The sequence below is a fragment of the Pseudomonas azerbaijanorientalis genome (assembly GCF_019139795.1).
GTDB lineage: Bacteria > Pseudomonadota > Gammaproteobacteria > Pseudomonadales > Pseudomonadaceae > Aquipseudomonas > Aquipseudomonas laurylsulfatiphila.
The window spans coordinates 3,023,053-3,039,384 of the sequence record NZ_CP077078.1; the positions used below are offsets into that span (position 1 = coordinate 3,023,053).

Annotated in this window: 12 protein-coding genes; 8 read left to right on the top strand and 4 right to left on the bottom strand. The window is 61.3% G+C overall.

What is annotated here, in order from left to right:
• Nucleotides 1-209 precede the first annotated feature (209 nt).
• Complete coding sequence (locus KSS91_RS13485) at nt 210-5,036, bottom strand: M35 family metalloendopeptidase (protein ID WP_217838290.1); 4,827 nt, start codon at nt 5,034-5,036, stop codon at nt 210-212.
• Between the two features lie 234 nt (nt 5,037-5,270).
• Between KSS91_RS13485 and KSS91_RS13490 the strand changes: the two genes are divergently transcribed.
• Nucleotides 5,271-6,311 (top strand): Ldh family oxidoreductase, encoded by a 1,041-nt coding sequence (locus tag KSS91_RS13490; protein ID WP_217838291.1) that lies wholly within the window; start codon nt 5,271-5,273, stop codon nt 6,309-6,311.
• 139 nt (nt 6,312-6,450) lie between these two features.
• On the opposite strand, the gene KSS91_RS13495 is transcribed toward KSS91_RS13490, so the two are convergent.
• Nucleotides 6,451-6,768 carry an ElaB/YgaM/YqjD family protein gene (locus KSS91_RS13495; RefSeq protein WP_217838292.1) on the bottom strand — a complete coding sequence of 106 codons (318 nt, stop codon included), beginning with the start codon at nt 6,766-6,768 and terminating at the stop codon, nt 6,451-6,453.
• A gap of 164 nt (nt 6,769-6,932) precedes the next feature.
• Here KSS91_RS13495 and KSS91_RS13500 point away from each other — a divergent pair, with 164 nt between their 5' ends.
• Nucleotides 6,933-7,187, top strand: a complete 255-nt coding sequence (locus KSS91_RS13500) for a hypothetical protein (protein WP_007970091.1) — start codon at nt 6,933-6,935, stop codon at nt 7,185-7,187.
• A 9-nt stretch (nt 7,188-7,196) separates the two neighbouring features.
• On the opposite strand, the gene KSS91_RS13505 is transcribed toward KSS91_RS13500, so the two are convergent.
• A complete protein-coding gene (locus KSS91_RS13505) occupies nt 7,197-8,105 on the bottom strand; it encodes a LysR family transcriptional regulator (protein WP_217838293.1) in 909 nt (302 codons plus the stop codon).
• Between the two features lie 84 nt (nt 8,106-8,189).
• Here KSS91_RS13505 and KSS91_RS13510 point away from each other — a divergent pair, with 84 nt between their 5' ends.
• From KSS91_RS13510 to KSS91_RS13535, 6 genes are all read left to right on the top strand, one after another.
• Nucleotides 8,190-9,113: a carbon-nitrogen hydrolase family protein gene (locus tag KSS91_RS13510; RefSeq protein ID WP_217838294.1), complete on the top strand. Its 924-nt coding sequence runs from the start codon at nt 8,190-8,192 to the stop codon at nt 9,111-9,113.
• Between the two features lie 136 nt (nt 9,114-9,249).
• Complete coding sequence (locus tag KSS91_RS13515; protein ID WP_126045723.1) at nt 9,250-10,914, top strand: AMP-binding protein; 1,665 nt, start codon at nt 9,250-9,252, stop codon at nt 10,912-10,914.
• Nucleotides 10,915-10,927: 13 nt separating this feature from the next.
• Nucleotides 10,928-11,689, top strand: a complete 762-nt coding sequence (locus KSS91_RS13520; RefSeq protein ID WP_217838295.1) for an SDR family NAD(P)-dependent oxidoreductase — start codon at nt 10,928-10,930, stop codon at nt 11,687-11,689.
• A 12-nt stretch (nt 11,690-11,701) separates the two neighbouring features.
• Nucleotides 11,702-12,895: an acetyl-CoA C-acyltransferase gene (locus KSS91_RS13525; protein ID WP_015094978.1), complete on the top strand. Its 1,194-nt coding sequence runs from the start codon at nt 11,702-11,704 to the stop codon at nt 12,893-12,895.
• Nucleotides 12,896-13,038: 143 nt separating this feature from the next.
• Nucleotides 13,039-14,166 carry an acyl-CoA dehydrogenase gene (locus KSS91_RS13530; RefSeq protein ID WP_126045725.1) on the top strand — a complete coding sequence of 376 codons (1,128 nt, stop codon included), beginning with the start codon at nt 13,039-13,041 and terminating at the stop codon, nt 14,164-14,166.
• Nucleotides 14,167-14,290: 124 nt separating this feature from the next.
• Complete coding sequence (locus tag KSS91_RS13535; RefSeq protein ID WP_217838296.1) at nt 14,291-15,064, top strand: enoyl-CoA hydratase; 774 nt, start codon at nt 14,291-14,293, stop codon at nt 15,062-15,064.
• 116 nt (nt 15,065-15,180) lie between these two features.
• On the opposite strand, the gene KSS91_RS13540 is transcribed toward KSS91_RS13535, so the two are convergent.
• On the bottom strand, nt 15,181-16,332 hold the full coding sequence (locus tag KSS91_RS13540; RefSeq protein WP_007970104.1) for an acyl-CoA dehydrogenase family protein: 1,152 nt from the start codon (nt 16,330-16,332) through the stop codon (nt 15,181-15,183).

The window sequence follows — 16,332 nt, forward strand, 5'->3', positions numbered from 1 at the left end:
CCTTGGGGGCAGTCTGCGAGAACATCAGTCATGGCATTTAACTATCAATGTGTAACTTTTTTTCAACGCTCCGCCCCTGGATAGCCTGTTGTCGGCTTGCAGTATCCATAGGGCGCGTGAAAAAAAGATCAAAAAAATCATCACAGAGCCATTGCGGCCGATGTGCTGCGCAGATCCGGGATCTGCGCTTTGTGATGTCAGAATCAGGTTCAGGAGGCCGGTGTGACCGGCACCGGGTCCAGTTGCCGGCCCATTTCGCAGATCAGGAACGCGAGCGAATCGGCATTGTGCAAAATGACGTCAGCCCTGAAGTTCGCATTTTGCCCGTCCAGGAATGCTTCCCGTGCCCTTTCCATGGTCGTGCTGCCCGTTAACCTGAGAATGGCCTTGCCAACGTGATAGGCCGCCGGGATCGAATCCAGACTGATCCACGATTGCAGGCCGCTGTTCCAACGCGCAAACAGTTCCTCCTTCGGCGTGTTCAGCGACAAGGCTTCTCGCTGGAATTTCAGTTGGGACTCTTTCATGGCTTCACCGTAGGCCGTGATCGGCTCTACCAGGTCGCTGAAAGGGCGCCGGGCTTCAAGGGATGCAATGTCCTCGGCCGCGGAAAACAGGTGAGCGAACTCGTGAATCAGCGTGGCGGCCTGGCTGTGGCCGTCGACGTTGAAGGGCTCGGTCAGACAGGATTTGTACCAGTCGAGCTGTTGATCGAAGAACCTTTCGGTGAAATGCACGTGGCGCTGTAGATCCTTGTCCAGGACAAACGCGATGCAGTTGTCCTGCGGGTCCCGATTTGAGCCCACGATAAAACGATGGGAGTTCATCCAGTCTTCATCGGGGTCGACCAACGCATTGCAGATGGGGAGGATGGCGTCCTTGATCTTGTCGAGCAGCGCTGCGTTGACCTGGCCGACACCAAAGAAATCTTTGAGGAAGGTGTCCAGCCGGGTACCGGGGACGAATCTGCGCAGTTGCGTCATGTTGTGCAGGCTGTTGAACGCGTAATAGCGCGCCATGTCGATGGCCTGCACGATCATTCGGGCTTTTTCGGGATGCCTGGCGCGAATGTCTTCCATCCCCCGGGCCTCGATATTCAGCACCTCGCTGGCGACATGGGCATGGGCCAACTGGTTGTGCATTTTCGACATGGCCTTGCCGAAGTGCACCGTATGGATGTCCGGGTCGATCACCAGTCGCTTGTCTGGCGCGGTCAGCAGTACCGGGCCCTGTTCCTTGTCCCTGATCATTCGCCAGGCCGGCCCGGTCTTGTCTACGCCGTACACCTTGCCGGCGATGGGGGCATAGGTTTTTTTGCTCGCCGCATCGAGGTAGGTGCCGTCAGCGCTGTTTTTCGTCAGGTTCTTGAGTTCGACCGTGGTTTCGAACGGTTGCAGCCGTGTGCGCAGCGGTGCCGTCGAATCGATCTCGGACCACTTTGGCGCGATGATCGGTGTGGCGATCGGTGCGCCAGGGTTTTCCTGGGTTGCCTGGGCCGTGTCGGTCCATCCTTCGAGCGACAGCCTGCCCAATGAGATGAGTTGCGCCGCACCGGCGATGAACTCCTCCAGTGCAACTTTCCAGTGATGATCCTGCAGGGCTTCTGCGGAGTTGAGGGCATCCTTGTAGGCGTTCCAGAGAAACTGCGCATAAGCGAGTTTGCCCGGCAACAGGCCAAGTATGCGGTGGATGTTGGCGCCGAACAGATGTTTGACGGCCTCCCAGTCCGCCTGGCTTGCCGTGTGTAACTGGCTGCCAAGCATTTGCGACAGCAGTCGGGTGTTGTCGTGGAACAGCTGGGTGAGCAAGTTGCCGTCGATGGGGCTGGATGCGAGGGTGATCTCACTCGATTGCCCAACGGTCGAGCTGAACAGGTTGCGGAAGGCGGACTGCTCGCTGTCCGGCAGGCGCCGTAGCAACATGTCCTGCAAGGGGCCCGGCGTGTTCAGCGCCGAGACAAGACTGGCCTCAGTGTCGAATTCGATAAAAGGCGAGCCGCCAGGGTGGTAAGGGGCATAGAGGACCTGCGGCCCGGCCTTTGCGTTGCCGGGGCTCACCAGGTACAGGCCCAACGCTTTGACCCCGGCGGCGCCGGTGGTCTTGATCAGCTCCAGAGGTCGGGCAATCGCGTGTGCTCCCTGTACGGCTGCCCGGGCCCTGGCGTCCGGCATGTCGAGCACCTGTCGAAGCAAATCGAACGCGCTGCTGGATAGCCTTTGCAACAGCTTCAGCTCGTGGGCGTGTTGCAGCAGTTGCCAGGGCAGTTGCTTGACGAAGCGCTGCATCCGGCTTTGAGCATCGGCCGTTGCACCGGACAACGTCTGCGTTACCTGTACTGCGTAGCTTTGCACAATGTTCAATGACTGCAGCAGTTGACGGACCGCGGCCTGGTCCAGCCCCTCGGGCAGCGCCTGAGGAGTTGTCGAGGAAACCTGGAATCCGGAACCTTGCGCGGCATTGACATGGTTCAGGGCGAACTCGGTAAGGCTGCGGGCGGGACCGGTCAGGTTGAGGTCGGGGATGATTTGAATATCGTCGGGGTCCAGCGTAATGTCCGGGAAGCGATTGCCGAGCAACGTCGTCAGCCGTTCATGCACATACGACCTGAGGGGAGTGATCCCGTGCAGGTAGTCTTTGTCCTCCTCGACGCTGTTGCGGTATTGCTCCAGCAGTTCAACGTGCAGCCGCTGATCTTCCAGCGGGGCCATGCCAAGCCATGTGGGCAGTGACTGTTGCAGGGTGATCGCCCGGGCGATCGAGGTGGCTCTGCGCAAATGGGTGTTGATCCCGGCGGTGGTCAGCGCTTTCAGCGCCTTTTTCTGCTTCGTGTCGCTCAGTTCCAGGCTGCGCGCGTGTTCGCAGCGAGCCAGAAAGTGATCGATGGATGATCGTGCGACTTGCTCCAGTACTGATCCTTCAATCAGCCGCAGCGCACCCAGCGAGTAGCTTTGGTGGAATTGGCGTTGGCTCGGGGTGAGGTTTTCCAGTAGCGCCATGCGTTGTTGCGGGTCGAGCAGGCGCCGGTTCAGTTCCTGCCTGGCACGGCTGATGTTGTCAAACACCTCCAGCCCCTCGGCGGGCGTCCACAGAATCGTTCGGCCGGAATGCGAGGGATCGAGTCCGCCGCGCTCGGTCAGGAGCAGGCAATGGGCCAGCGGCAGGACATCCCGCACACCGGAGCACTCAAGGGTCAGTGAATAGGCATCGGGTCGGAAGCCCTTCAACGAGCGACGGTTATGTCTTTCGGCCTGATCCGGGTTGAACACTGTATCGACGATGGCCCGGTCCGCATCCGTCAATGTCGCGCTGAGGGTGCGCAGGCTTGCCTCGCCGCGGATGCCGACAGAAAGTGCATGGGCCAGGCGCGGCTGCAGGTTTTCCAGGTAGACCCGCTGCAACGCCAGTGAAGCGATCGGTTGTGCGGCGAAGTCGGCGTTGATCAGCGTTTCGATGTCACTGAAGCTCTTGACGAACGCTGCCGCCGTATCGGCCAGCACCATGGATGGATGCTGGTCGCCGGACAACACCGGCCGAGTGCTCCAGCGTCCGTCAGTCTCCAGCTTCAGCAGCCGCTCGTTGATCATCGAACGGATATCCAGCGCCTTGTCGAACAGGGCCTGGATGTCCACGGCGCCGTCGCTGTGGCGGAACACCTGCAGACTGTATTCCGTGTTTTGCAGTTGCTTGGTGACGATGGCGTCGAAGAGTTTGCTGAAGATCGCGCCGGAAATCGCTTCCCCGGTCACATTCGGCCGGTCAAAACCAATGAATCGCTGGCGTTCGTCCAGGCTCAGCAGGCCATAGAGTTCGTCCTCGTGACCGGCCGCGCCGAACTTGCTGCGCACGGTATCGCGCAAGTCCTGATAGTCCTTGAGCACCTGCAAACCTTCGGTGGGCGTGTAGAGAAACGCATGACTGGCGCTGACCATCAGTGAACCGGCCAGCTCGACGTAATTGGCCGGGTACTCCCACAGGCGCACGGTTTCGACCGTCATTGATGTGTTCGTCCGGCTGGCTGTCGAGATCAACGCGTGCAGGTCCTGGCTTTGCTTCGGGGTGATGATCCCGGCTTCGCGCTTGAGCAGCAGCTGCACGCGCGCCTGATCGGCGATGGCCCGGCCGAAGAGTGCGCGACGCGAGGCGCCATTGGCGCTCGCCGCGTCCCAGTATTGTTCGAGCTGCCCGATCAGCAGGCTGACCAGTTTGCGCGAGACAGTCGTGACCGCCGTCTCCCAGTGCCCCTGGTCTGCGTTTAGCAGGGACTTTTTCGGGTGGGAAAATTCATGGGTCTGCCCGGAGGGCCAACGCTGATGGCGATAGTGCAGGAGCACGGCATCACTCAGCGACAGGGAATTGACCCAAGGTCGCGACGGACGGCTTGCATCCTCGTTCCCGTCAGTCGCTGCCAGATAGAAGTTCACCCGGGTCTGGCTCTGATCCACGTCGGGAAAAGACGCGGTCAGTTGTGCAGCCAGCAATGCATCGAGCAGCGACGTCAGGGACGGTAGTGCCTTGAGTTCATCGAGCAGGGCCTGGTCGTTGAGCTGCTGATGGCGGGAGAGGGTGTTGCGCTGGTCCTCGAACACGTCTCCTTCAATGGTTTGAAACTCCAGCCCGATATCGTCGGCAGCCACCACGGCCTTGCGTTGTGCCAGCGCCATGAAGGCCAGCAGTTCATCGTCTTCGTTGGCTGTTTTGAGGCGTGCCGTCAGATGTTCGGTCAGGGCCGAACGACTGGTGAATTTCTGTATGCCGGCGTAGGGGGTGTAGAGAATCACGCCGTTCTCATCCGGCGTCGCGGTCAGCAAAAAACTGCCGGCCAGTGCCACGGGCTCCTGGCCAGGGATCTTCAAAAGGATTTTTTTCGCCAGCATGGGCGGCGTCTGCTCATCGCGCAGGGCCTGGCTGGCCAGTTCGATATGGCTGAACCATTGGAAATCCTTTTGCGTCAGCCCGTGGGTTTGGCCCAGCTCTCGCCAGAGGCCGGGCAACGACAGTGCTTCGGGGAAAAACAGCGGAGTTACGGGTGTAGACATCGTCGAGTCTCGCTCAAGGTGCCACTCAAGGGCGCCTGTGGGTTGAGCATCGAGACTAAAAGCGGGTGCGCGGATGCAGGTGGTAAATAGATAACGCACGGGGCGTGGGCATTGGTGACACGGATTTACCTCGTCGCCCCTGAGCGAAAGGTTGACAGGTCACTCGCCACGCGTTGTTAATCGGCGGGTCTTTGTACGCTGTTGTTCCCTCCAATAATCATTCTGGAGCTTCAGATGTCTGCGCCACACGATCACGCCTCTACTGCCGTCTCGTCATACCTGTCACTCGAAGCGCTGAGCGCTTTGCTGGAAAAGATTTTTCTGCGTCATGGCACCTCGGCCGAGGTTGCCCGTGTACTGGCGCAAAACTGTGCCGGCGCCGAGCGCGATGGCGCCCACAGTCACGGGGTGTTCCGGATCCCGGGTTATGTTTCGACGCTGCAAAGCGGCTGGGTCAATGGCCAGGCCGTTCCGGTGGTCGAAGATGTGGCTTCGGGGTTTGTGCGGGTCGACGCCAATAACGGTTTTGCGCAACCGGCCCTGGCGGCGGCACGCGAATTACTGGTGCAGAAAGCCCGAAGTGCCGGCATTGCGGTGCTGGCGATCCGTAATTCGCACCATTTCGCGGCCTTGTGGCCAGATGTCGAACCCTTCGCGTATGAAGGGCTGGTAGCGTTGAGCGTGGTCAACAGCATGACCTGCGTGGTGCCCCACGGTGCCGACCGACCACTGTTCGGTACCAATCCGATTGCCTTCGCCGCGCCACGGGCTGGCGGCGAACCGATTGTCTTCGACCTCGCCACCAGTGCCATTGCCCATGGCGACGTGCAAATTGCCGCACGCCAGGGTGAAAGCTTGCCGCAAGGGATGGGTGTGGACAGCCTCGGCCAGCCGACTACCGACCCGAAAGCAATTCTTGAGGGCGGCGCGTTGCTGCCTTTTGGCGGACACAAGGGCTCGGCGTTGTCGATGATGGTCGAGTTGCTCGCGGCGGCACTGACCGGCGGCAATTTTTCCTTCGAGTTCGACTGGAACAACCACCCAGGCGCCAAGACGCCCTGGACGGGCCAATTGCTGATTGTGATTGATCCGGACAAGGCAGCGGGGCAAAGTTTTGCCGAACGCAGCCAGGAACTGGTGCGGCAAATGCACGGTGTCGGCCTGAAGCGTTTGCCGGGTGACCGGCGTCATCATCAGCGCGCCAAGTCGCTGGCCAATGGCATTGAACTGGATGCCCGGACGCTGGCGAACCTGCGGGAGCTGGCGGGGGAGTGATCCTGTAGGAGCGAGCTTGCTCCGGGCGGCGTTCCGACGATGGTCGTTAACGATTACGCGGGAAATCTGATTCCCCGCGGTGCCCTCACGTCCATCGCGGGCAAGCCCGCTCCCACAGGGTTCCAGTGTTTGCCAGTGTTCAGCGACGCCCCAGCAACAACCCCACCACCAGACCGAACCCGGCGGAAATCGCCACGGTTTGCCATGGATGCCCGCCGATATAGGTTTCAGTGGCCTCGACCGCGGGCAGGGTGCGGTTGCGCACGCTGTTCACCGAATCCCTGGCCTGCTGGAGTTTCAGGGCGATTTGTCCGCGAAGGGTGTCCGCTTCTTCCCCAACCAGTGAGGCGCTGCTTTTCAGCAGTTTTTCCGACTCTTCGATCAACGATTGAAGTTCGCTGAACGCTTGATCCTTGATTTGATCTTCGGCAGCTTGCGCGGCGGTTTTGCGGGCCATTGAAGTACTCCTTGCGGGTAAGTGGACAGTGAACAATGGAGTCTGCGGTCGTCGGAAAAGTTGCAGCTATTTTGCCCGGGAAGGTCATCTCGCTGAAAAACCGGCGCAGGACATTTCGCCCTACAGTGTAAGATGTCGCCAATTTTACGCAGCAGGAAATTCCCATGAGCTTCAATCTGGCCGACAAACCCCTCGCCGAGCGCGCTGCGCTTGAAGACGAGAAATCCCGTCTGTTCGAACTCTGGCAAAACAACCTGGGCAAAGCCAAGGGCGAGGCCGCACGGTTGTTTGGTGAACGGGCCAAGCGCAAAGGCAAGTGGGCCGAATGGGTGCGCGCCGAACTGGACGGTATGTCGCCCCCGGAATACGCCAACATGGTGCGCAGTGAAGTCAATCGCCTGATGGCGGCCAACAAATAACATCGGCTGTCAGGCGAAACTCGCGACAATCGCCTCGCGCACTTTCAACACGACCGGGTCAAGCTGGGTGCTGGTGCGCCAGCCCAGTTCGATCGGGTAGCGCGGCAAGGCCAAAGGGCAGGGCAGCAGTGCCAGGCCGCTGAGCGTCGCGATGCTTCGGGCGGCATGGGCTGGAATGGTCGCCACGGCCTGGCTGCCCTTGAGCAAATGCGGCAGCGCGGCAAAATGCGTGGTCGAGGCGCACACCCGCCGACTCAGGCCCAGCGCCGCCAATCCTTCATCGGTAATCCCGATAAAACCGCCGGACGACACCAGAATGTGCTCGCGGGCCACAAACTCCTCAAGACTCATGCTGTGCTGGCCCTCGGCCAGGCTCGACGGGTCTGCCAGGCACAGATAACCACCTTCTCCCAGCACCTGGCGGCTGAGCAGCCGTTCGGCAAACCCGCCCGCGGTGATCGCCAGGTCAATGCTGCGCTCCATCAACGCCTGGGCAACGATCTGGCTGTGGGTCTGGCGAAAAATCAGCCGCAACTTCGGCGCGCTCCGGGCGATTTCCTCGATCAGTCGCCGGCCGTAGGCAATTTCGAAATCATCCGACATTCCCACGGTGACCGAGCGACCTTCGTACTGCTGCGCAGCCGGGTCGACCATCGCCAGGCTCTGCCGGCATTTGTTCAGGGCCTCGCTGACCACCGGCTTGAGCTGATTGGCCTTGAGCGAGGGCGCCAGGCCGCGCCCGGTGCGCACGAACAGTTGATCGCCATACACCTCGCGCAACCGGCGCAAGGCTGCACTGACCGCCGATTGCGTCACGCCCAGGCGCAAGGCGGCACGGCTGGCGCTGGACTCTTCGTGCAGCGCTTCGAAGACTTTGAGCAGGTTGAGGTCGATGTTGGTGATATTCATCTGGTTCATATCATTCAGCAGTGAATCGGTCTTTATTGATGATCACGTGGCGCCGGAGAATGAGCAACCCCTGATGCGAATGGAGTTTTCGTGATGCCCAAATCAATCGTTGCGGCCTTGCAGATTGGCGCCTTGCCCGGTGGCAAGGCCGACACCCTGGAACAGATCCTGTTCTATGAACACGCGATCATCGAATCCGGCGCTGCGCTGGTGGTAATGCCCGAAGCGCTGCTGGGCGGTTATCCCAAGGGCGAGGGTTTTGGCACTCAGCTTGGTTTTCGGCTGGCGCAAGGTCGCGAAGCCTTTGCGCGCTATTTTGCCAACGCCATCGACGTGCCCGGCGCGGAAACCGAGGCGCTGACGGCGCTGTCCGCACGCACCGGGGCGAATTTGGTGATCGGCGTCATCGAGCGCGCCGGCAGCACCTTGTACTGCACCGCCTTGTACTTTGATCCGCAGGCCGGGCTGGTGGCCAAACACCGCAAACTGATGCCCACCGGGACCGAACGGCTGATCTGGGGCAAGGGCGATGGTTCGACGCTGCCGGTGATCGACAGCCAGGTCGGGCGCATCGGTGCGGTGGTGTGCTGGGAAAACATGATGCCGCTGCTGCGCACGGCGATGTACGCCAAGGGCGTGGAGGTGTGGTGCGCGCCGACCGTGGACGAACGGGAGATGTGGCAGGTCAGCATGCGCCACATCGCCCATGAGGGGCGTTGTTTCGTGGTCAGCGCCTGTCAGGTCCAGGCATCGCCCCAGGCCCTGGGACTGGACATCGCCAACTGGCCGGCGGATCGGCCGTTGATCGCTGGCGGCAGCGTGATCGTAGGACCCATGGGCGACATCCTCGCCGGACCGATGCGAGATCGCGCAGGTCTTCTGACCGCGCAGATCGATACTGACGACCTGGTGCGTGCCCGCTACGACTATGACGTGGTCGGTCACTACGCTCGCCCGGATGTGTTCGAGCTGACCGTGGACGAGCGCGCTAAACCGGGGGTGCGCTTCACTTCCTGATGCCTGAGGGCCTTGGCCAAAGCAGTCAGGCAACTTGATAACTTTGACCATTGCCCGCCACCCCTCGCAGAGCGAGTATTTCCCTGTTGATTACGGTTCCCCCCAACCTAATAAGAAACACAAAGGGATTCTGGCAATGCGCGATTACTTGTCTGCTACAGATCAGTTCAACTATCAGCACACAGTCGACGCCACACTCGCAGGCGATCTGACGGCACTAAACGCCTGTGTCGAATGCTGTGACCGGCATGCCTTGCCGGGTCGCATCGCGCTGTTCTGGGAGGGGCGCGACGGCGCCAGTGCGACCTACACCTTCACTGATTTGCAGGACAAGGCCGCGCGTTTCGCCAATTACCTGTTGGCCCAGGGCGTGAAGAAGGGCGACAAGGTCGCCGGCCTGCTGCCACGCAACATCGAATTGCTGATCACCGTGTTTGCCGCCTGGCGCATCGGCGCGGTGTATCAACCGCTGTTCACCGCGTTCGGCCCCAAAGCCATCGAGCACCGCCTGAGCTGCTCTGGCGCCAAAGTGGTGGTGACCGACGCGGTGAACCGACCAAAACTCGCCGAAGTCGCCGACTGCCCGACCATCGTTACCGTCACCGGCCCCAAAGGGCAGGGCCTGGTGCGTGGCGATAGCAGTTTCTGGGCCGAACTGGCCAACCATTCCTCCCACTGCGAACCCGTGCTGCTGACTGGCGAAGATCCGTTCCTGATGATGTTCACCTCGGGCACCACCGGCCCGTCGAAAGCGCTGTCGGTGCCGCTCAAGGCCATCGTTGCGTTCCAGAGCTACATCCGCGACGCGGTTGACCTGCGCCCGGAAGACGCTTTCTGGAACGTCGCCGATCCGGGTTGGGCCTACGGCATTTACTACGGTGTCACCGGGCCCATGTCGATGGGGCATCCGATCACCTTTTACGATGGCCCGTTCACCCTCGAAAGCACCTGCCGGGTGATCAACAAGTACGGGATTACCAATCTCGCGGGTTCCCCGACGGCCTACCGTTTGCTGATTGCCGGCGGCGATGAGTTCGCCAGGTCGATCAAGGGCAAGCTGCGCATCGTCAGCAGCGCCGGCGAGCCGCTGAACCCGGAAGTGATCCGCTGGTTCGCCGACAACCTCGACGTGGTCATCCACGACCACTACGGCCAGACCGAGTTGGGCATGGTGCTGTGCAACCACCATGGCCTTGAACACCCGATTCACATGGGCGCCGCCGGTTTTACCTCGCCGGGCCACCGCATTGCGGTCCTCGATGACGAATACAAGGAACTCGGCGTTGGCCAGCCCGGCATCCTGGCCATCGACCGCAGCCAGTCGCCGATGTGCTGGTTCGCCGGCTACGAAGGCGGGCCGACCAAGGCCTTTGTCGGCAACTACTACTTGAGTGGCGACACCGTCGAGTGGAACCCGGACGGCAGCATCAGCTTCGTCGGTCGCAGCGATGACGTGATCACCACCTCCGGCTACCGGGTCGGCCCGTTCGATGTGGAAAGTGCGCTGATCGAACACCCGGCCGTGGTCGAGGCCGCCGTGGTCGGCAAACCCGATCCGGAGCGCACCGAACTGGTCAAGGCGTTCGTCGTGCTCAGCCCGCAATACCGCGCAGAACCTGCGTTGGCCGAAGAGCTGCGCCAGCACGTACGCAAGCGCCTGGCGGCGCATTCCTACCCCCGTGAAATCGAATTTGTCAGCGAGTTGCCGAAAACCCCAAGCGGCAAATTGCAGCGCTTTATCTTGCGCAACCAGGAAATCGCCAAGGCTCAAGAGGCTGCGGCGAAGAACCTTCCAGCTTGAAAGGGAAACAATGATGCAGATCCAGAACAAGATTTTTATCGTCACCGGTGGTGCTTCAGGCCTCGGCGCAGCGACGGCCGAGGTGCTGGTCGCCGCAGGCGCGAAAGTGATGCTGGTGGACATGAATGCCGAGGCCGTTGCAGCCCAGGCCCAGCGCCTTGGCGCGCATAGCGTGGTGGCGGACATCAGCAGCGAAGCGGCGGCCGAAGCGGCCGTGCAGGCGACGGTCGAAGCCTTTGGCGGCCTCAATGGCCTGGTCAATTGCGCCGGCATCGTGCGTGGCGAGAAGATTCTCGGCAAGAACGGTCCGCACTTGCTGTCCAGTTTCAGCCAGGTGATCAACGTCAACCTGATCGGCAGCTTCAACATGCTGCGCCTTGCGGCAGCGGCGATTGCGCAAACCGAAGCGGATGCCGATGGCGAACGCGGCGTGATCATCAACACCGCGTCTGCCGCGGCATATGACGGTCAGATCGGTCAGGCGGCCTACTCGGCGTCCAAAGGGGCGATCGTCAGCCTGACGTTGCCGGCGGCCCGTGAACTGGCGCGCTTCGGCATCCGCGTGATGACCATCGCCCCGGGCATTTTCGAGACGCCGATGATGGCCGGCATGACCCAGGAAGTTCGCGACTCCCTGGCCGCTGGCGTGCCATTCCCGCCGCGTTTGGGCAAACCGGGCGAGTATGCCGGACTGGTCAGGCATATTATTGAAAACAGCATGCTCAACGGCGAGGTGATCCGTCTCGACGGTGCCTTGCGCATGGCCGCCAAATAAGGAGGATTTGTCATGACAATGTCCAACGATCCGATTGTAATCGTTAGCGCCGTCCGCACCCCCATGGGGGGATTCCAGGGCGAACTGAAAAGCCTGACCGCGCCGCAACTGGGTGCTGCCGCAATCAAGGCCGCCGTTGAGCGTGCCGGCGTTTCCACTGACAGCATCGACGAAGTGCTGTTTGGCTGCGTTCTGCCGGCCGGACTTGGCCAGGCCCCTGCGCGCCAGGCGGCACTGGGTGCCGGGCTGGATAAATCGACCCGCTGCACCACCCTGAACAAGATGTGCGGTTCGGGCATGGAGGCGGCGATTCTGGCCCACGACATGCTGGTGGCTGGCAGTGCCGACGTGGTAGTCGCCGGTGGCATGGAAAGCATGTCCAACGCGCCTTATCTGCTGGACCGTGCCCGTGCCGGCTACCGCATGGGCCATGGCCGGGTGCAGGACTCGATGTTCCTGGACGGCCTCGAAGACGCCTACGACAAGGGCCGCCTGATGGGCACCTTCGCCGAAGACTGCGCCGAAACCAACAGCTTCAGCCGGGAAGCCCAGGACGCGTTCGCCATCGCCTCGACCACCCGCGCGCAACAGGCGATCAAGGACGGCAGCTTCAAGGCCGAAATTGTCCCGCTGACCGTGACGGTCGGCAAAGAGCAAGTGGTGATCAGCAACGACGAGCAGCCGCCAAAAGCCAAACTGGACAAGATCGCTTCGTTGAAACCGGCGTTCCGTGAAGGCGGTACGGTGACGGCGGCCAACTCCAGTTCGATCTCCGACGGTGCGGCGGCATTGGTGCTGATGCGCCAGTCCCAGGCACAGAAACAAGGCCTGAAGCCGCTGGCGGTGATCCATGGCCACGCCGCGTTCGCCGACACCCCGGGCCTGTTCCCGGTGGCGCCAATCGGAGCGATCAAGAAATTGATGAAGAAAACCGGCTGGTCGCTCAATGACGTCGATCTGGTGGAAGTCAACGAAGCCTTCGCCGTGGTCGGCATGGCCGCGATGACTCACCTGGAAATCCCCCACGAGAAACTCAACGTGCACGGCGGCGCTTGTGCCTTGGGCCACCCGATCGGGGCGTCCGGTGCGCGGATTCTCGTGACCTTGCTGTCGGCCCTGCGCCAGAAAGGCCTGAAGCGCGGCGTCGCGGCGATCTGCATCGGTGGCGGTGAAGCGACGGCAATGGCCGTGGAATGCCTGTACTGAGGCAATGCTTTCCAATGTGGGAGCGAGCCTGCTCGCGAATGCGATTTGTCATCTGACGATGATGTCGACTGACTCGGCCTCTTCGCGAGCAGGCTCGCTCCCACAGGTTCTTGCATTCAGCACGATTTTTTTAAGGATTCACCATGATCCCCAATGACGACCAACAACAAATCCGCGACATGGCCCGGGACTTTGCCCAGGAACGGCTCAAACCCTTCGCCGCCGAGTGGGACCGCGAACACCGCTTCCCCAAGGAAGCCATTGGCGAGATGGCCGGTTTGGGCTTCTTCGGCATGCTGGTGCCGGAGCAGTGGGGCGGGTGCGACACCGGTTACCTGGCCTACGCCATGGCGCTGGAAGAAATCGCCGCCGGCGATGGCGCCTGCTCGACCATCATGAGCGTGCACAACTCCGTGGGTTGTGTGCCGATCCTCAACTACGGCAACGACGAGCAGAAGGAGCGCTTCCTCAAGCCGTTGGCCAGCGGCGCGATGCTCGGCGCTTTCGCCCTGACCGAGCCCCAGGCGGGTTCCGACGCCAGCGGCCTGAAAACCCGTGCGCGTCTGGAAGGCGACCACTACGTGCTCAACGGCTGCAAGCAGTTCATCACCTCCGGGCAGAATGCCGGGATAGTGATTGTGTTTGCGGTGACCGATCCGAACGCCGGCAAACGTGGCATCAGCGCGTTTATCGTACCGACCGATTCGCCGGGCTATAAAGTCGCGCGGGTCGAGGACAAACTCGGCCAGCACGCGTCCGACACCTGCCAGATCCTTTTCGAAGACGTGAAGGTGCCGGTGGCCAACCGTTTGGGCGAGGAGGGCGAAGGCTACAGGATTGCCCTGGCCAACCTGGAAGGTGGCCGCGTCGGCATCGCCTCGCAATCGGTGGGCATGGCCCGTGCCGCGTTTGAAGCGGCTCGCGACTACGCCCGTGAGCGCGAGAGTTTCGGCAAGCCGATCATCGAGCATCAGGCCGTGGCGTTCCGCCTGGCGGACATGGCCACCCAGATCGCCGTGGCGCGGCAAATGGTGCACTACGCCGCGGCCCTGCGCGACAGCGGCAAGCCGGCCCTGGTCGAGGCGTCGATGGCCAAGTTGTTCGCCTCGGAAATGGCCGAGAAGGTATGCTCATCGGCGCTGCAAACCCTCGGCGGTTATGGTTACCTCAACGACTTCCCGCTGGAACGCATCTACCGCGACGTGCGGGTGTGCCAGATCTACGAAGGCACCAGCGACATTCAGCGCATGGTCATTTCGCGCAACTTATAAAAAGCAGACCCCTGTAGGAGCTGCCGCAGGCTGCGATCTTTGATCTTTAAAATCAAAGTCAAAAGATCGCGGCCTGCGGCAGCTCCTACAAGGGATCTGGCCTTATGTGAAACAGGAGTTGTTTATGAGCTACGAAACGATTTTGCTGGAAACCCACGGCCGCGTTGGCCTGATCACCCTCAACCGTCCTCAGGCATTGAACGCGTTGAACGCGCAGATCGTCAGCGAACTGAACCAGGCCCTCGATGGTTTCGAGGCGGATGCGAACATCGGCTGTATCGTCCTGACCGGCTCGAAAAAGGCGTTTGCCGCGGGTGCCGACATCAAGGAAATGGCCGAGCTGACCTACCCGCAGATCTACCTCGACGACCTGTTCAGCGACAGCGACCGCGTCGCCAACCGCCGCAAGCCGATCATCGCGGCGGTCAACGGTTTTGCCTTGGGTGGCGGTTGTGAGCTGGCGCTGATGTGCGATTTCATCCTGGCTGGCGACAACGCCAGATTCGGCCAGCCGGAAATCAACCTGGGCGTGTTGCCGGGCATGGGCGGCACCCAACGCCTGACCCGCGCCGTGGGCAAGGCCAAGGCCATGGAAATGTGCCTGAGCGGGCGTTTGATCGATGCCGTGGAAGCGGAGCGTTGCGGCATTGTGGCGCGGATCGTGCCAAGCGATGAGCTGCTGGACGAAGCACTGAAAGTCGCAGCGTTGATCGCCAGGAAGTCGCTGCCGATTGCAATGATGGTCAAGGAAAGCGTCAACCGTGCCTTTGAAGTGAGCCTGTCCGAAGGCGTGCGCTTTGAGCGTCGGGTGTTCCATGCGGCGTTTGCGACGCAGGATCAGAAGGAAGGCATGGCGGCGTTCATTGCCAAGCGTGAGGCGGAGTTCGTCGGTAAGTAATGCGGCGTATTTGCTGACGCCTTCGCGAGCAAGCCCGCTCCCACAAAGGGATCTCATAAACGCCGGGATCCAATGTGGGAGCGGGCTTGCTCGCGAAGCTTTTGATTTTTACCGAGTCAAACCAGATAGTTCTTCAGTTCACGGGCAATCACCATCCGCTGAATCTCGCTCGAGCCTTCGTAGATCTGCGTGATCCGAGCATCCCGGTAGTACTTCTCCACCGGATAGTCTTCCAGATACCCGTACCCGCCATGAATCTGAATCGCGGACGAACAGACCTTTTCCGCCATTTCCGACGCAAACAGCTTGGCCTGTGATGCCTCCGACAGGCAGGGCTTTCCAGCTGTGCGCAGGCGCGCGGCGTGCAGGATCATCAACCGTGCGGCGTTCAGTTGCATGTGCATGTCGGCCAGCAGGTTGGCGATGCTCTGGTGTTCATTGATCGTCTTGCCAAACTGCACCCGGTCACGGGAATAGGCCAGCGCCGCTTCGAACGCCGCGCGGGCGATGCCCAGCGCCTGGGCGGCGATGCCGATACGACCGCCTTCGAGGTTGGACAGGGCGATGGCCAGGCCTTTGCCGCGTTCACCCAGCAGATTGGCTTCGGGAATGGTGCAGTTGTTCAGGGTGACGGCGCAGGTGTCGGATGCGCGGATACCCATTTTGTGTTCAGTGCGGTCAACGATAAAACCGGCGGTATCGGTCGGTACCAGGAACGCCGAGATGCCACGTTTGCCCAGGTCCGGATCGGTCACGGCAAATACAATCGCCAGTTTGGCGCGCTTGCCGTTGCTGACGAACTGCTTGGCGCCGTTGATCACCCATTGGCCGTCGCGCAGTTCGGCGCGGGTGCGCAGGTTGTGCGCTTCGGAACCGGCCTGGGGTTCGGTCAGGCAGAAGCAGCCAATGACCTTTCCGCTGGCCAGGTCCGCCAGCCAGGTCTGTTTCTGTTCTTCGCTGCCGTAGTTGAGCACCGGCCCGCAGCCCACGGAGTTGTGGATGCTCATGAAAGCGCCGGTAGCACCGTCGCCGGCGGAAATCTCTTCTACCGCCAGTGCATAGGCCACGTAGTCGACATAGGTGCCGCCCCATTCCTCGGGGACCACCATGCCCAGCAGGCCCAGCTCACCCATCTTCGCCACCAGACCGTCATCGATCCAGCCGGCCTTTTCCCAGGCCTGGGCATGGGGCGCGATTTCGCCACGGGCAAAATCCCGGGCCATGTCGCGGATCATCACTTGTTCTTCGCTCAATTCGATATCGTGCAT

Bases quoted from the DNA above. Each gene is read 5' to 3' on its own strand.
- KSS91_RS13500 (WP_007970091.1), top strand. From the start codon at position 6,933: ATGAGCTTCAATCTGGCCGACAAACCCCTCGCCGAGCGCGCTGCGCTT.
- KSS91_RS13520 (WP_217838295.1), top strand. From the start codon at position 10,928: ATGCAGATCCAGAACAAGATTTTTATCGTCACCGGTGGTGCTTCAGGC.
- KSS91_RS13540 (WP_007970104.1), bottom strand. From the start codon at position 16,332: ATGCACGATATCGAATTGAGCGAAGAACAAGTGATGATCCGCGACATG.
- KSS91_RS13505 (WP_217838293.1), bottom strand. From the start codon at position 8,105: ATGAACCAGATGAATATCACCAACATCGACCTCAACCTGCTCAAAGTC.
- KSS91_RS13515 (WP_126045723.1), top strand. From the start codon at position 9,250: ATGCGCGATTACTTGTCTGCTACAGATCAGTTCAACTATCAGCACACA.
- KSS91_RS13525 (WP_015094978.1), top strand. From the start codon at position 11,702: ATGACAATGTCCAACGATCCGATTGTAATCGTTAGCGCCGTCCGCACC.
- KSS91_RS13485 (WP_217838290.1), bottom strand. From the start codon at position 5,036: ATGTCTACACCCGTAACTCCGCTGTTTTTCCCCGAAGCACTGTCGTTG.
- KSS91_RS13510 (WP_217838294.1), top strand. From the start codon at position 8,190: ATGCCCAAATCAATCGTTGCGGCCTTGCAGATTGGCGCCTTGCCCGGT.
- KSS91_RS13490 (WP_217838291.1), top strand. From the start codon at position 5,271: ATGTCTGCGCCACACGATCACGCCTCTACTGCCGTCTCGTCATACCTG.
- KSS91_RS13495 (WP_217838292.1), bottom strand. From the start codon at position 6,768: ATGGCCCGCAAAACCGCCGCGCAAGCTGCCGAAGATCAAATCAAGGAT.
- KSS91_RS13535 (WP_217838296.1), top strand. From the start codon at position 14,291: ATGAGCTACGAAACGATTTTGCTGGAAACCCACGGCCGCGTTGGCCTG.
- KSS91_RS13530 (WP_126045725.1), top strand. From the start codon at position 13,039: ATGATCCCCAATGACGACCAACAACAAATCCGCGACATGGCCCGGGAC.